Origin of the sequence: Bradyrhizobium sp. B124, assembly GCF_038967635.1 — a bacterium.
Taxonomy (GTDB): domain Bacteria; phylum Pseudomonadota; class Alphaproteobacteria; order Rhizobiales; family Xanthobacteraceae; genus Bradyrhizobium.
In genome coordinates, this window is sequence record NZ_CP152413.1 from 4,170,878 (window position 1) to 4,185,031 (window position 14,154).

13 protein-coding genes are annotated in these 14,154 nt (G+C 62.7%); 2 read left to right on the forward strand and 11 right to left on the reverse strand.

Annotation, left to right across the window (positions count from 1 at the left end):
- Nucleotides 1-82: 82 nt before the first annotated feature.
- From AAFG13_RS20015 to AAFG13_RS20030, 4 genes are all read right to left on the reverse strand, one after another.
- Nucleotides 83-1,753 carry an aromatic/alkene/methane monooxygenase hydroxylase/oxygenase subunit alpha gene (locus tag AAFG13_RS20015; protein ID WP_212315929.1) on the reverse strand — a complete coding sequence of 557 codons (1,671 nt, stop codon included), beginning with the start codon at nucleotides 1,751-1,753 and terminating at the stop codon, nucleotides 83-85.
- A 152-nt stretch (nucleotides 1,754-1,905) separates the two neighbouring features.
- Nucleotides 1,906-2,139 (reverse strand): hypothetical protein, encoded by a 234-nt coding sequence (locus AAFG13_RS20020; protein WP_342713104.1) that lies wholly within the window; start codon nucleotides 2,137-2,139, stop codon nucleotides 1,906-1,908.
- Nucleotides 2,140-2,211: 72 nt separating this feature from the next.
- Nucleotides 2,212-2,502, reverse strand: a complete 291-nt coding sequence (locus AAFG13_RS20025) for a hypothetical protein (protein WP_342713105.1) — start codon at nucleotides 2,500-2,502, stop codon at nucleotides 2,212-2,214.
- Between the two features lie 57 nt (nucleotides 2,503-2,559).
- Nucleotides 2,560-3,603 carry an NAD(P)-dependent alcohol dehydrogenase gene (locus tag AAFG13_RS20030; protein ID WP_212315931.1) on the reverse strand — a complete coding sequence of 348 codons (1,044 nt, stop codon included), beginning with the start codon at nucleotides 3,601-3,603 and terminating at the stop codon, nucleotides 2,560-2,562.
- 335 nt (nucleotides 3,604-3,938) lie between these two features.
- Between AAFG13_RS20030 and AAFG13_RS20035 the strand changes: the two genes are divergently transcribed.
- Together AAFG13_RS20035 and AAFG13_RS20040 are read left to right on the forward strand one after the other, a co-directional pair.
- The gene (locus tag AAFG13_RS20035) at nucleotides 3,939-5,813 is read left to right on the forward strand and encodes a sigma-54-dependent Fis family transcriptional regulator (protein ID WP_212315932.1); all 1,875 of its coding nucleotides are present in this window, start codon (nucleotides 3,939-3,941) and stop codon (nucleotides 5,811-5,813) included.
- Nucleotides 5,814-5,908: 95 nt separating this feature from the next.
- The gene (locus AAFG13_RS20040) at nucleotides 5,909-6,331 is read left to right on the forward strand and encodes an SseB family protein (RefSeq protein ID WP_212315933.1); all 423 of its coding nucleotides are present in this window, start codon (nucleotides 5,909-5,911) and stop codon (nucleotides 6,329-6,331) included.
- 962 nt (nucleotides 6,332-7,293) lie between these two features.
- On the opposite strand, the gene AAFG13_RS20045 is transcribed toward AAFG13_RS20040, so the two are convergent.
- From AAFG13_RS20045 to AAFG13_RS20075, 7 genes are all read right to left on the reverse strand, one after another.
- Nucleotides 7,294-7,692 carry a CBS domain-containing protein gene (locus AAFG13_RS20045; RefSeq protein ID WP_342713106.1) on the reverse strand — a complete coding sequence of 133 codons (399 nt, stop codon included), beginning with the start codon at nucleotides 7,690-7,692 and terminating at the stop codon, nucleotides 7,294-7,296.
- A 101-nt stretch (nucleotides 7,693-7,793) separates the two neighbouring features.
- Nucleotides 7,794-8,300, reverse strand: coding sequence for a carbon monoxide dehydrogenase subunit G (locus AAFG13_RS20050; protein ID WP_342713107.1), 507 nt, complete (start codon nucleotides 8,298-8,300; stop codon nucleotides 7,794-7,796).
- Between the two features lie 14 nt (nucleotides 8,301-8,314).
- Complete coding sequence (locus tag AAFG13_RS20055; protein WP_342713108.1) at nucleotides 8,315-9,151, reverse strand: XdhC/CoxI family protein; 837 nt, start codon at nucleotides 9,149-9,151, stop codon at nucleotides 8,315-8,317.
- A gap of 1 nt (nucleotide 9,152) precedes the next feature.
- On the reverse strand, nucleotides 9,153-10,364 hold the full coding sequence (locus tag AAFG13_RS20060) for a VWA domain-containing protein (protein ID WP_342713109.1): 1,212 nt from the start codon (nucleotides 10,362-10,364) through the stop codon (nucleotides 9,153-9,155).
- Complete coding sequence (locus tag AAFG13_RS20065) at nucleotides 10,361-11,233, reverse strand: MoxR family ATPase (protein WP_342713110.1); 873 nt, start codon at nucleotides 11,231-11,233, stop codon at nucleotides 10,361-10,363. Before AAFG13_RS20065 ends, AAFG13_RS20060 begins: the two co-directional genes overlap by 4 nt.
- Nucleotides 11,230-13,656: an aerobic carbon-monoxide dehydrogenase large subunit gene (locus AAFG13_RS20070; RefSeq protein ID WP_342713111.1), complete on the reverse strand. Its 2,427-nt coding sequence runs from the start codon at nucleotides 13,654-13,656 to the stop codon at nucleotides 11,230-11,232. The genes AAFG13_RS20065 and AAFG13_RS20070 overlap by 4 nt, the downstream gene beginning before the upstream one ends.
- On the reverse strand, nucleotides 13,653-14,153 hold the full coding sequence (locus tag AAFG13_RS20075; protein ID WP_298367053.1) for a (2Fe-2S)-binding protein: 501 nt from the start codon (nucleotides 14,151-14,153) through the stop codon (nucleotides 13,653-13,655). Before AAFG13_RS20075 ends, AAFG13_RS20070 begins: the two co-directional genes overlap by 4 nt.
- Nucleotide 14,154: the final 1 nt, after the last annotated feature.

Sequence of the window (14,154 nt, forward strand, 5' to 3'; positions counted from 1 at the left end):
CAATTGAACAGAACAGCCGGACGAGCCTTCGCCGGCCGCCGGCAGGAGGGACCGCGAAGCGCGGCCCCTCCCATCGTCACGCTTAGTGGCAGGGGTTGATCTTGAAGCCCTTGCGATACTCGGCCGTCGCGACCTCACGTTCGGCGGGCGAGAGCGCCCGGAACCCGCGCAACGGACTACCGAGCGTGTGGCCGCGCACGTGATCGAGCGTCCACATGTCCTTGGCGTCGAAGCGCAGATGCGGCTGTGCGATCATGGTCTTGCCGTCAGGCCGGACAAAACCGAGATCCTTGATCGCATCGGCGACATCCCAGCCGTGGTAGCAGTCTTCCCATTCGCGGCGACCGCTGAAGCGGCCCATCGCCGGCGTCGCCCGCCCCTCGTATTCGGCGGCGAACGCCACCTTGTGGGTCCAACGGCAGCCTTCCGAGCAGTAGGTGTAGATCTTGCCGTCGACTTCGTCGCAGACGAAGTCTTCACGGATCAGGCACGGAACCATGCAGCTCCAGCATCGATGCGGGTACGTGTAGCCCACTTCGCTGTTGAAGAGGATGTTGGTTTCTCCGGGCACACTGAGCTTTGCGTGCCACTTCCAGAAGTCGCCGAATTCGGCGTACCAGCCCGGATATTTATGCTCGAACCACTCGAAGTCCCGCTCGGTCTGGGCCTCGATGCGCCAGAAGTTCACCGACCAGCCGACCGTGAAGAACTGCGCGGTCTTGTGGACGTAGTTCTTCTTGACGATCCGGTCCCAGGCGGCCGCGACGTCGTCGTGATGGATCTTGATGCCGTACTTCTCAAGCGGCAGCATGTAGGTCCGGTAGTAGTCCTCGTAGATCCATCGGTGCCAGAGCTCCGCGTAGGACTCCTTGTTCTTGTCGCGGTTGGTCGTGCCGTATTCGATGAAGGTGCCGATCGCGGCGTCGACGATCGCGTGGTTCTGCCAGAAGGCGTATTTCAGGTCGCGTTCCAGCAATTGGTGGTTCGACGGATCGTTGATCATTGCCATCAGCATCGAGTGGCCGTTGCCGATGTGGCGGGATTCGTCCGACTGAACCGACAGGAACACGGTCGGCAGCGCATAGTCGCCGTTGCGGGCGGCTTCTGAGGGCATCGCCACGAACAGGGTGTTCGTGAAGGCGGTTTCCGCGACCACGGTCAGGTAGACGTTGGCGGCGGTGATCGCGTCACCGGTCAGGAAGCCTTCGGCGAACTGGCGGCCGATCGTGGTCGCATAGCACTTGCCGAACGCGGCTTCGGTGATATCGAATCCGGCGGGATCGATATAGTTCTCCATGTACCACTTCTTGAGGTTCATCTGGATCGTCGAGTGACGGAACTCGTCGACCATCTGCATGGTGAAGCCGGTGCGCAGTTCCTCGCCGGGCGCGAGCCGCCCGACCATCGCCATCGAACGCGCCGCCGAAATCTCCGGGAACGGGATGATCGCCAGGAACAGCTTCATCCACTCGACCCAGCGCGGCTCGACATTGCGGAACATGTCGCCGCGCAATGCGGCATCCAGCGCGCCGTAGACCCGGTTGTCCTTTTCCTCCTGCATCGGGAAATAGGACCGCAGCACCTGCTTCATCGGGTCACGCGGCGTCTTCGAGATCTTGTAGTCGGTCGGGAACGTCATCGCCTCCTGCACGTAGCTTGGCGTCCAGCCAAGATCCGCGACGCGGTTGGCCGCTTCAGCGATGCTGATCCCTTTCTGCGCGGTTATCTTGTTCAGTGTCAGACTTGCCGTCATTTCCAGCTCCTTTGAACGTTGCGTTGCTTCCGGCATTCTCGTTTTGATCAGAGGTCAAAACCCCTGGTTCGTTCTGTTGAAATTCTCGGCTGTAAAACTCACTTTGAGTCCGTCAAATGGATTGATCGATCTGTTGACTTCGTCGTTCCTCGTCACCCTCCGCTGGCCCGTTTGATGAGAGGTTTTCCTTCGGCGACGAATTTCGCCGAGAGAACCAGTGCGCCCGTGGCGAAATCCTTGCCGTGCGCGGCGATCATGGCTTCCGCGATCTCGGCCAGCTGGATGAAGAAGGCGTCTTTCGACCTGTCCTCCTCGCTCATGCCCGGTTGCGGAGACGGCATTTGCTTCTGCTCCTCTGATGCAATCATGGTCGCCTCGTTCGTCATGCGTGCCCAGAACGTTCGTGTTCGCCGGGTGACGGGCCGTCGTCGATCTCGCGCAGTGACGTGTTGAGCCACTCACGCTCGGCCACCAGGCGCCGATCCTCCTCCCGGAGCAGCTCCAGGCGTGCGATCGCCCGCTCCAACTCCGCATGCGCCTCTGGCCCGGCTTCGGCACGCGCCGCGCACGGCACAGGCGAGCTCGATTTCGGCGCCACCGCGGGCATGCTCGTTGGTGATCTGCCGCTCGTTGTTGTCGACCATCTCGTCGATCACCTTGTCCCGGGCGATCATCCGGTCGCGGGCGCGCCGCAGTTCGGCCGCATCCCCGGCGGTGATCTGTGGCCTTGGCGGGCTGTCGTCTGTCACTCGCGCCACTCTCGCTCGACGATCCGGACTGAAGCTTTGCATCTCGCGGCACATGCCCTAGGGGATCAGCACCGCACGGCCATGAATGCGCCCGTGATGCAGATCATGAAGCGCCTCGTTGGCCTGGCTGAGCCGGTATTCCCTGGTGTGGAGTTCGACGAGGCCGCGGTCCGCGAGCGCCATCAGCTCGACCAGTTCGGCATAGGTGCCGACCAGATTGCCGACGATCGTCTTTTCCGACGTGATCATGTCGATGGTCGGGATATCGATCTTCCCGCCATACCCGACGATGTAGTAGTAGCCGGCGTTCGCCGTCATCGACAGGCCCTTGGCGATAGCGTCACCCTCGCCGACAAAATCGATTACAGCCTCCGCGCCCCGCCCGCCGGTCAGCGCCAGCACGGCTTCAACTTCATTGCCGTCAGCCTTCACGAGATGATGCGCGCCACACTTCTTGGCGAGCTCGAGCGAGTCTGCAGCGCGATCGATCACGATGATCTCTGCCGCGCAGAGCGCTGCCAGAACCTGGATGCCGATATGGCCCAGCCCGCCGGCGCCGATCACCGCGACATATTCACCCGGCAGCAGATGGCGGGATGCCTTCTTGGCGGCACGATAGGCCGTGAGGCCGGCGTCGGTGTAGGGAGCGACGTCCTTCGGTGCGAGCGATTTCGGCAACTTGATCAGCGAGCGCTGGCCAGTCAGCAGATATTGCGCATAGCCGCCATTGGCGTTGATGCCGGGAAACGAGCTATCCAGCGCGTGCATGTCGTCGCCGCGGCGGCATGCCAGACAATGCCCGCTGGTCACCAGCGGATGGCAGATCACGCTGTCTCCGACCTTGACCCCTTCGACACCCGGCCCGATCGCCTCGACCCAGCCGGCATTCTCGTGACCCATGATGTAAGGCAGCTTGACGTCGACCTTGCTGCGCCAAATGCCTTCGACAATATGCAGGTCGGTGCGACAGACGCCGGCGCCGCCGATGCGCACGATCACGTCCATCGGACGCGAGATCTTCGGGTCGGTCACGTCCTCGAACCTGACGAACTCCTTTGCCGTCAGCTTCTCGTCGAACTCATGCAGCACCGCCGCTTTCATTGAAAAGGCCCTCCCCAAATTTTTTTGTTCTGCCGATCGGACGCGATCGCCATCCCGCTGAATAAGTGAGCAAGGGCTGTGCCAAGCCCACAAAGGCCTGATCTTCCTATCGTTCTTGCGTTCGCCGGCATGCGCGCGCCGATCCGCCTCGGAGCAGGCTTTGCGCGCAACTGTTCCGAGTCGGAACAGTTCAATGAGCGCGACAACGACGGGGAGGAAATTTGGATTTTCGACTGCTTGATCTATGATTGTGAAAACTGCGTCGCGCGAACAGCACGAGCCGAGCGACGCGACCAAGAGGAAATCGCCAAGCCGCGACTCTGGGAGGAGCCAGAATGTTGACATCCGGCCGACGCATCGACAGTGCCTGGATGACGCTCGAGCAGCGCGGCGCGCTGCCGGCCGAACTTCTGTCCGCGGACATCTACGATAGCTGGATGCGCTGCATTTCGCTTGGCCTCGACACCTTGCGTCCGCCATCGCCCGAACTCGTGAGCAGCGCCGTGCTGCGCCAGGAACAGCAGCGCTGCTCACTGATCCGCGGCCTGGCGCTCGCGGAGATGCACACGTTGCATCAGCAGATCGCCGGCTCGAATTTCATGATCGCGTTTGCGAACGCCGACGGCCTGCTGCTCGACATCATCTCGGACTCGAGCTTCAGTGACACCTCCGACGCCGCGAGTATCCGGCCCGGCACGGTGTGGAACGAAGCCAGTTGCGGCACCAATGGCCTCGGCACGGCGGCTTATCTCAAGCGGGCCATCGTCGTTCACGGACGCGAGCACTTCTTCCCGCGCTACAGCAATCTCACTTGCATCGCGTCCCCGATCTTCGCGCCCGACGGAGAACTGGCGGGAATCTTGGATGCGTCATCGGATTGCATGTCGCGCCAGGCTCACACACAGGCGCTGGTGGCAATGGCGGCGACCCAGATCGAGAACGGCCTGTTCCGCGAGTATCACCGCGGCAACATCCTGATCGCCTTCCACAACCGCGGCGAATACCTCCACACCCTGAGCGCCGGCCTGCTCGCCGTCGACAATGAGGGCCGTATCCTTGCGGCGAACCGCGCCGCGAGCGTCCTGCTGCATGGCCTGCCCGCCTCACCGGGGCGCCGCTTCGCCGATGTGTTTCGCACCAAGTTCAGCGCCTTTGTCGATGAAGGGCGGCACAAAGAACGCCAGCGCCTGCAAGATGAGGTCGGCAGCCAGTTCGTCGCAACCATCGAGAATGCGCGCCAGTTCTCGATGATCCAGGCGGTCTCGCGGCCCCGGCCTCCGGAACCCAAGGGCGTCGCCGCGCAATTCGTGTCGGCGGATCCCGCGATCGCCTCCGTGGTCCAGCAGGTCGGCATTGCGGCCGTCCGGAAGATGCCGATCCTCATCCGCGGCGAAACCGGCACCGGCAAGGAGCAACTCGCCCGCCATGCTCATGCCGCCAGTGGACGGGCCGGCGCTTTCGTCCCGGTGAATTGCGCAGCGCTCCCCGACAGCCTGATCGAGGCCGAGTTGTTCGGCTATGCCGAAGGCGCTTTCACGGGAGCCAAAAAGGGCGGGGCTGCGGGACTGTTCAAGGAAGCGGACGGCGGAACGCTCTTCCTCGACGAGATCGGCGACATGCCGGTGACGTTGCAGGCCGTGCTGCTGCGCTTTCTAGATGATTGGACTGTCCGGCCGGTCGGTGGCACCAAACGTCAGGTCGACGTTCTCCTGGTGTCTGCCACCAATGCCAATCTCGACGACTCGATAGCGAGGGGCCGATTCCGATCGGATTTGCTGTTTCGCCTCAACACGCTGGAGGTGACGTTGCCGCCTTTGCGCGAGCGTTCCGATTTCGCCGAGATCGTGCGGCATTTGATCCACAAGATCGATCCCTTGATGGATTTGACCGAAGGGGCGATCGATCGTTTGGCCGAGCTCGATTGGGATGGAAACATCCGCGAACTGCGCAACGTGCTTTCCCGATTGTCACTGGCCGAGCCGGGAGATCTGATCTGCGAGACATCGGTCGAGTCCGTACTTGCACATTCCGGCGGCGAGCGCCTGACCGGCAAGGCGGCGGGTGGCCTCAAGGCCAATCTGCACGAGATTCAGCGCTCGCACGTGCTGACCGCGTACACCGAGACCGGCAACAACATCAGCAAGACCGCGCGCCGCCTCGGCGTGTCGCGCAATACGATCTATCGCGCCCTGCGCGGCAACAAGGACTAGCACGATCGCGGCCAAGGAGCCGCGGCGACTCGATCCGGCTGAAGCTGGAGGCACTGAAGTCCAGCCCCTCGCCGGGTCCAATTGGGAGCATTGCCATGTTCGAACCGGAAAACAGTCTCGAGGCCCTCATGCAGGCCGCCGCAAGGGACGCCAGCATCGTTCCCGCATTCTATCGCGCGTTGCTCGAGACGGAGATTTACATTCTGACGCCGGAAGCGCCGATGAAACCTGGACGCCGTCGCTCGCTCAAGTTTCAGGAGGAAATCAACGTCGCAACGGTCGATTTCCAGAACATGAGATGGCACCCCGCCTTCACCTCAAAGAAGCGCATCTACGACTACATCAAGGAGCCTGAGGTGTGCCTTGGCGCCGCTGCGCGCAATCTGTTCGAAATGTTGCCTGACTCTAATATCTGGCTTAATCCGTTATCCGAATGTCAGAAGCCGCTGCCCGCCACCGAAATCGCTCTCCTCATGAGTGGCAAGATCTTTGGCATGCCGATGAAGTCCGCGCGATAGGCGCTGTACTTGTGCAACAACGTATCGGCACGACCAGCCAGCACGGCAGGCCACGTCGAACTCGCCGCTGTCGCACTCAGCTCGGACCGCAAGGCGCTCGATGGACCCGTTCGCAGGACGCGTTCTAAGCGGCCAAGCACCAGATGGGATCGAGTCTGCGCCCGTGGGCCATATCGATATTTCTCCAGCTCCAAGTTTCACGGCGAGGAATGTCGTCTTCAGGCAAGTCCGGTCTGTGGGCTCCCGAAAACGTACTTTGTTGGGATGATATTGCCGATGAACCGGCCGTCTTCGCTCCTGGGCCGCCTCGGCGCTACATCACGCGCACCAGATCGCGGAAAGTCGTAGCTTTGCGTATGAAATCGCAGGATTGGTGGGCGGGAGGGCGCTACCGCCAATCCCCCAGTGATAAGGCGTCGGGGGAAGGTGGTAGTGGGGGAGCGCTACATCGCTAAACCCAATATTTTGGAATCCCTGTTTTCTTATTGGCGGGCAGCCTAATAACTCCCGAGCTAGCCTCCTGATAGCCCGTCAAGAGCCGCCGTTCGCGCGCGATTCCTCGCCACACAAAATGGTGCTCGAATAGGTTCAAATCCCGGACATGCAACCATCTCAAATTGATCTTCGAGGCCGCTGCCTGAACGAGTGGATCGGTCGGCCGATCCGTGGGCAATAAGAGAACCGAGACGCCTGCGACGAACTATGTTTGTGGACTTGGAAGGAGGGTCGGGATCGTCCCGCGAACCCGGCGTCCCGAACGCAGTGAACGTTCCCTAAGCCGTTGATTTTCTTGGCCTAGCGGGTGATTCCGCCACGTTGGGGCAGCTCTCCTTTTGCAGGCAGAGTGGTCCAGAGTTTGCCAGGGACCAAGTTTCTTCCTGACTTGCCCGATGGCCACACCAGACCGCGTCTCGCGCCGCTACTCCCGATCTCCGGTGGCTGCGCGGACTTTTGCTCTCGTCCTAAGCCCCGCATCGTCGCTCCCACCACTCGGTAAGCTCGTCTCGGAAGACGAGGTCGATGGGGCGCATGCGGCGTGTCACGACGAGAAAGCTTCGTCCCTGCTCGCTGAGACGCCTGAGAGCGTTGTTCAACGTGTCGTCAACCGAACAGTAAGCTACGTGTCGATCTAACGCCACCTCGCCGACGGGCTGATCGAACGCTGCCCGACGATGCTGGGAAATCGCTGCGATGAGGCTCGCCTCGCAGACTACGCCAGAGAAGGTGCCGTCCGCCCGGATGACCATTGCTGCCTTGTGGTCCAACTCCACGAGGCGTGCGACGGCAGAGCGCACGGAAAGAACTGCAGGCATGATTGGCGTCGGCCGCTTATGAATGACAAGAAGCTCGCCTATGTGCATGACGGTTCTCCTCAGCAAGATGAGCATCTTCTCATCGCGGATAGCCACTCGCGCCATTGCGATCAGTAGTTGCGGTAACGCCTCCTGACCGCGGAGGCGACTCAGGTCGCGCCGGTCAGTTTCTTTAGCCAACCCCTCGCGGCCGTACCGGCTTGCTCGGCCGGTTCTGCAGGCTCTCCGACCACGGTTGCAAATGATGCAAAGAATTCTCCCGCGAGCTTCCTGGCGGTAGAATCAATCAGCCGTGCGCCGAGCTGGGCGAGCTTGCCGCCGATCTGGGCGTCGACCTCATAATGGAGCACCGTGACTTCGGGGCTCTCCGGCTCGAGTCGTACCGCGGCTCCGCCCTTGGCGAAGCCAGCGACCCCGCCGGAGCCCTCGCCTGAAATCCGGTAGCTGTTGGGAGGATCGAGATTGGACAGCGTGACCTTGCCGCCGAAGGTCGCCTTCACCGGTCCGACCTTGAACACGACGGTCGCGGTCATTTCGGTGGGGGAGGACATGTCGAGCGACTGACATCCGGGAATGCATTGCTTCAGGATATCGGGATCATTGAGCGCGCCCCAGACCTTCTCTTGCGATGCCGGAATACGCTGGCTGTCATTCATCTGCATATCGGAACTCAGCTCCTTGCAACGGGGTTGGCGGCGCGCCGGCCGCGACGGCGCTCGACGGTGATTTCGGCGAGGATCGACATCGCAATCTCTTCCGGGGTGATGGCGCCGAGATCGAGGCCTGCCGGCGCCTTGACGCGATCGATCGCGGCAGCCTCAAGGCCTGCGGCGATCAGCCTGTCGCGTAGCGCAGCCATCTTGCGACGGCTGCCGACAAAGGCGTGATAGGCCGCATCGATCGCCAACGCATGCCTAAGCGCAAGCTCGTCGCCCTTACCCTGCGTCGACACCACGACGAAGCGGCGGGCGTCAATGAGAAAACGCGGCTCGAAGCCGTCGACGATGACGTGAGCATCGGGCGCAGCAATGATGTCTGACACGGGCGCGGCGAGAGTCACGTGGTAGCCGAGTTGGCGTGCCTGCGCGGCCAGCGACAGCGCGACCGGGCTCGCACCAAGGATGACCAGCGACGGATGCGGCAAGACGGGCTCCACGAAAATATCCATCGTGCCCTTGCTTGGGCACATGTTGCTGGCGAACCGCACGCCGTCCTTGCTCTCGCCGGGCCTGACCCCAAGCTCGGTGAGCAGATTTTCCGGCTGCACCGAGACCATCCGCGGCTCGCCGTCGGCCAGCGCGTCGCGCGCGGCTTTCAGCACCGCGCCCTTGGCACAGCCGCCGCCGATCCAGCCCGCGACAATGGTGCCATCAGGCCGGATAATCGCCTTCGCACCGGCCTTGGCCGCCGTCACCGATACCGTGCGCACCACCGTCGCCAGCACGAAGGCCTGCTCGGCCGCCTTCATCTGCGCGACAAGATCCATCACCTCGACATGCACGCCCATCTCAAAGCCTCGCAAGATAAGGTTCGAGCGCGGTCAGGCTCGCAAGCGTGTTGGCCGGCGCGTACAGATCAATATACGGCAGCGCCGCCTTGATGCCGCGCGCCTCGGGCGCGTAGCCCTGCCATCCCATCATCGGATTGAGCCAGACGATGCGGCGGCAGCGGCGGCCGAGCGCAGCCATCTCGCGGCCGAGCAGCGCGGCCTCGCCGGTCTCGTAGCCATCGGACACGATCATCACGCAGGTGCGCGAATGGATCACGCGCGCCGCATGCCAGCGATTGAAGGTTTGCAGGCTCTCGCCGATCCGGGTGCCGCCGCCTGCGCCCTGCGCCATGATCGAGAGGCGGTCGAGCGCGCGGCCGGCATCCCTTTCCTTCATCACGTCGGAGACGTGGGCGAGGCGCGTATGGAACAGGAATGCCTCGGCTTCGCGGAACTCATCGAGTACACCGTGGATGAAGCGCAGAAAGACACCCGTGTACATGCTCATCGAGCCGGAGGCATCGAGCAGAACTACCAATCGCAGCGGCTTCGGCTTGCGCTGCCGCTTTACGAGGCTGATCGGCACGCCGCCATGACTAATATTGCCGTGAATGGTGCGGCGCAGATCGAGCCGGGCGCCACGCCGTCGCGCCAAATCGCGCCGCGTCAGCCGCGTCCGCATGGCGCGTGCCAGTTGCGCAGCGGCGAGGTGGGCCTGCGCGACCTGCTCGGAATCGGCCATGTTGCGGAAATCGACCTCGGCGAGATTTTCCGTGCGCGAGGCGCCATCCGTGCGTCCCTCGCCCGAAAGCTCATTCTCGGTCCCGTCTACCGACGGCACCTGATCCATCGCCGTCTCAGGGCCCGCGCGAGGCTCAGCCGGCTGGTTCGGCAGGCGCTTCAGCGAAGGATTGTTCGCCGCCTTCGCAACACCCGTGACGACCGAGCGCGACCGCACCCGCTTGCCGAGCCAGAACGCATCAAAGATGCCGTCAAACTTCTCCCAATCGGATTTGCGCGCCGAAAAGAGATGCTTGAAGGCCGAGCGGAGCAGGCCCGGCCGCGCCGCATAGCCAGCGGCCATCAGCGCGGCGGCATCCTGCCCCTCGGCGAGACCGACGGCGAAGCCGCCGTCGCGCAAGGTCCGCAAGAACGTCGCAAGCCTAGTCGAGACGAGACGGGACACCTCGTTGATATCGTCGAAGTCGGGAGATGCGCCGCAGCAGCTCATGCAACCTTCCCCAACAAACGTTCGCTAACCTCGCGCGTCACCCGCGCCTTGTCCTCCTGCGTCTTGAGCAGGCACATCAGGGTTTCGTGCACCGTTTCGGGCGCATCGTGCAGGTCTTTCACGTCAAGTCCGACCAGCGCCGCCGCCCAATCCAGCGTCTCCGCGACGCCCGGCACCTTGCGCAGTTCCTCCTTGCGGATGCCCCCGACCATGCGCGCAATCTGCAGCGCCAGCGAGGCGCCGGCGCCGTCAATACGCGTCATGATGATGCGCGCCTCGCGCTCGACGTCGGGGTAGTCGACATAGTGGTAGAGGCAGCGCCGGCGCAGCGCGTCGGAGAGTTCGCGCGTGCCGTTCGACGTCAGCACGACATGCGGGATCGCGGTTGCCTTGATCGTGCCGAGTTCAGGGATCGAGACCTGAAAGTCCGACAATAGCTCGAGCAGGAACGCCTCGAACTCGTCGTCGGCGCGGTCGATCTCGTCGATCAGCAGCACCGGCGGTTTCGCGCGACGGACCGCGGCCAGCAGCGGCCGCTCCAGCAGATACTTTTCCGAGAAGATCTGGTGCTCGACCGCATCAGCATCGGTGCCGCGATGCGCTTGGATCGACAGCAATTGGCGCTGGTAGTTCCACTCGTAGAGCGCTGCCGACTGGTCGAGCCCCTCGTAGCATTGCAGCCGGATCAGTTCGGTCGCGTGCACAACGGCCAGCGCCTTCGCTACTTCGGTCTTGCCAACGCCCGCCTCGCCTTCCAGCAGAAGCGGGCGCCGCAACAGCTGCATCAGCGAGATCGCGGTCGCAAGCTCGCCGTCGGCGATATAGCCGGCGTTGCCGAGTGCTTGCGCGATTTGGTCGCGGGTCTTCATGCTGAAGCGAACACGCCGAGGTTCTTCGCCGCCTGCCAGTTTCGCCAAAAATCATGCGGCATCTGGATGTGAGTCGAGCCGAGGAACGAGAACGCGTCGTTGACGGCGTTGGAGAATGCCGGAACGCCGCCGACATTCGGGCTTTCGCCGACGCCCTTGGCACCGATCGGATGGTGCGGCGACGGGGTGACGGTGAAGTCGGTCTCCCAATGTGGCGTCTCGACCGCGGTCGGCATGAAGAAGTCCATGAACGAGCCGGTGACCACGTTGCCCTCGGCGTCGTAGCGGATCTCCTGCCCCATCGCGATCGCGAAGGCCTCGGTGAGGCCACCATGCACCTGGCCCTCGATGATCATCGGGTTAATGCGAGTGCCGCAATCATCAAGCGCATAGAAGCGCTTGACCTTGTAGACGCCGGTGTCGACATCAATGGTCATGACGCAGATATAGGCTCCGAACGGATAGGTCATGTTGGGCGGATCGTAATAGCTGACCGCCTCCAGCCCGGGCTCCATGCCGGGCGGCACGGAATTGTACGCGGCCCAGCAGATGTCCTTCATCGACATGACCTTCTCCGGCAGACCCTTGACGCGAAAGCCGTCGATGTCCCACTCGAGATCGTCTTCGTGGACCTCGAGCTTGTAGGCGGCGATCATCTGCGCCTTGGCCTTGATCTTGCGCGCAGCCATCGCAATTGCGGCGCCCGCGACCGGCGTCGAGCGCGAGCCGTAGGTGCCGAGCCCGTAGGGCGCGGTGTCGGTGTTGCCCTCCTCGACCATGATGTTGTCGGCGGGGATCCCGATCTCGGTAGCGATGATCTGCGCCCAGGTTGTCTCGTGACCCTGGCCCTGGCTCTTGGTGCCCATCCGCGCGATGCCCGCACCGGTCGGATGCATGCGGATCTCGCAGGAATCGAACATGGCGATCCCCAAGATGTCGCAGTTCTTCGACGGGCCGGCGCCGACGATCTCGGTGAAGAAGGAGACGCCGATGCCCATGATCTCGCGGGTCTCGCCGCGCTTGAACGCGGCACGCATCGTCTCCTGCTCCTTGCGGAGCTCGGCGTATCTCACCGTCTCCATCGCCTTCTTCATCGCGGTGGCGTAGTTGCCGGAATCGTATTCCCAGCCCAGCGCCGAGTGATAGGGGAACTGCTCCGGCCTGATGAAGTTCTTCAGCCGCAGCTCCGCCGGATCCATACCGAGCTTCTGCGCCAGGATGTCCATCGCGCGCTCGATGCAATAGGCCGCCTCGGTGACGCGGAACGAGCACCGATATGCGACCCCGCCTGGCGCCTTGTTCGTGTAGATGCCGTCGACCGAAAGATGCGCGGTCGGGAAGTCATAGGAGCCAGTGACAATGTTGAAGAAGCCCGCCGGCCATTTCGACGGGTCGGCGCAGGCATCGAACGCGCCGTGATCGGCGAGCACGTGGACGCGCAGGCCCGCGACCTTGCCCTCTTTCGTCGCGGCAATTTCCGTGGTCATGTGGTAGTCGCGCGCGAACGAGGTCGCGGTCAGGTTCTCGATGCGGTCCTCGACCCATTTCACCGGCTTGCCGGTGACGATGGAGGCGACCGCGGCGCAGATATAGCCGGGATAGGCCCCAACCTTGTTGCCGAAGCCGCCGCCGATGTCAGGTGATATCACATGGATCTTCTGCTCGGGCAGTTTCGCGATCAGCGCCACCACGGTGCGGATCACGTGCGGCGCCTGGAAGGTGCCCCAGATCGTCAGCTCGCCCTTGATCTTGTCGAAGGAGCAGACGCACTGGCAGGTCTCGAGCGGCGATGGATGGGTGCGGTGATAGGAGATCATTTCCTTGATCGTCACCTCAGCCTTCTTGAAGGCGGCGTCCGTCAAATCCTTGTCGCCGACGGTCCATTCGAAGATGTGGTTGTGATGCTTGCGCGGGCCGTGCGCACCCGCGATCTTGCCGGCGAGATCCTCGCGTAAGACCGGCGCATCCTTGTCCATCGCCTTGAACGGATCGATCAGCGGCGGCAGCGGCTCGTACTCGACCTCGACCTTGTTGATGCCGTCATCGGCAGCATATCGGTCGGTCGCAACCACGAAGGCAACTTCCTGATTCTGAAACAACACCTTGCCGTCGGCGAGCACCATCTGCACGTCGCCGGCGAGCGTGGGCATCCAGGCGAGGTTGACGGTCTTCAGCGTCTCCGCGGTGATGACCGCGAGCACGCCCGGGACCTTTAGCGCCTCCGTGTCGTCGATCGATTTGACGCGCGCATGGGCATGCGGCGAGCGGACGAAATCGCCATGCAGCATACCCGGCAGTTTCACGTCGTCGACGTAATTGCCCTTGCCCTGCGTGAAGCGGATGTCCTCGACCCGCTTACGCTTGCAGCCCATACCTTCGAGCGCGGCGGTGCGTTGTTCCCGCGTGGGAATCATGTCGTTCATTCTGCGGCCTCCCGGAATTCCACGCCGTTGATCTTGGCGGCAGCGTATTGAATGGCTTTGACGATGTTCTGGTAGCCCGTGCAGCGGCAGATGTTGCCGGAAATGCCCATCCGGATTTCGTCTTCGCTCGGTGATGGGTTCTCCTTGAGAAGCCGCTGCGCGCGCATGATCATGCCCGGCGTGCAGAAGCCGCATTGCAAGCCGTGCATCATGCGGAAACCTTCCTGCAGCGCGGAGAGCGAGCCGTCGGCATTGGCCATCCCCTCGATGGTCGTGATGTCAGAGCCGTTGGCCTGCACCGCGAACATGGTGCAGGATTTCACCGACATGCCGTCGATATCGACGGTGCAGGCGCCGCAATGCGTGGTCTCGCAGCCGATATGGGTACCGGTCATCTGCAAATTCTCGCGGATGAAATGCACGAGCAACGTGCGCGGCTCGACGAGGCCTTCGACCTCGGCGCCGTTCACCTTCATGGTGATGTGCGTTTTTGCCATC

Excerpts from the sequence above, each read along its gene's own strand:
- AAFG13_RS20015 (WP_212315929.1), bottom strand. The coding sequence starts at position 1,753 with ATGACGGCAAGTCTGACACTGAACAAGATAACCGCGCAGAAAGGGATC.
- AAFG13_RS20045 (WP_342713106.1), bottom strand. The coding sequence starts at position 7,692 with ATGCACATAGGCGAGCTTCTTGTCATTCATAAGCGGCCGACGCCAATC.
- AAFG13_RS20020 (WP_342713104.1), bottom strand. The coding sequence starts at position 2,139 with ATGACGAACGAGGCGACCATGATTGCATCAGAGGAGCAGAAGCAAATG.
- AAFG13_RS20070 (WP_342713111.1), bottom strand. The coding sequence starts at position 13,656 with ATGAACGACATGATTCCCACGCGGGAACAACGCACCGCCGCGCTCGAA.
- AAFG13_RS20065 (WP_342713110.1), bottom strand. The coding sequence starts at position 11,233 with ATGAAGACCCGCGACCAAATCGCGCAAGCACTCGGCAACGCCGGCTAT.
- AAFG13_RS20060 (WP_342713109.1), bottom strand. The coding sequence starts at position 10,364 with ATGAGCTGCTGCGGCGCATCTCCCGACTTCGACGATATCAACGAGGTG.
- AAFG13_RS20040 (WP_212315933.1), top strand. The coding sequence starts at position 5,909 with ATGTTCGAACCGGAAAACAGTCTCGAGGCCCTCATGCAGGCCGCCGCA.
- AAFG13_RS20035 (WP_212315932.1), top strand. The coding sequence starts at position 3,939 with ATGTTGACATCCGGCCGACGCATCGACAGTGCCTGGATGACGCTCGAG.
- AAFG13_RS20075 (WP_298367053.1), bottom strand. The coding sequence starts at position 14,153 with ATGGCAAAAACGCACATCACCATGAAGGTGAACGGCGCCGAGGTCGAA.
- AAFG13_RS20050 (WP_342713107.1), bottom strand. The coding sequence starts at position 8,300 with ATGAATGACAGCCAGCGTATTCCGGCATCGCAAGAGAAGGTCTGGGGC.
- AAFG13_RS20055 (WP_342713108.1), bottom strand. The coding sequence starts at position 9,151 with ATGGGCGTGCATGTCGAGGTGATGGATCTTGTCGCGCAGATGAAGGCG.
- AAFG13_RS20030 (WP_212315931.1), bottom strand. The coding sequence starts at position 3,603 with ATGAAAGCGGCGGTGCTGCATGAGTTCGACGAGAAGCTGACGGCAAAG.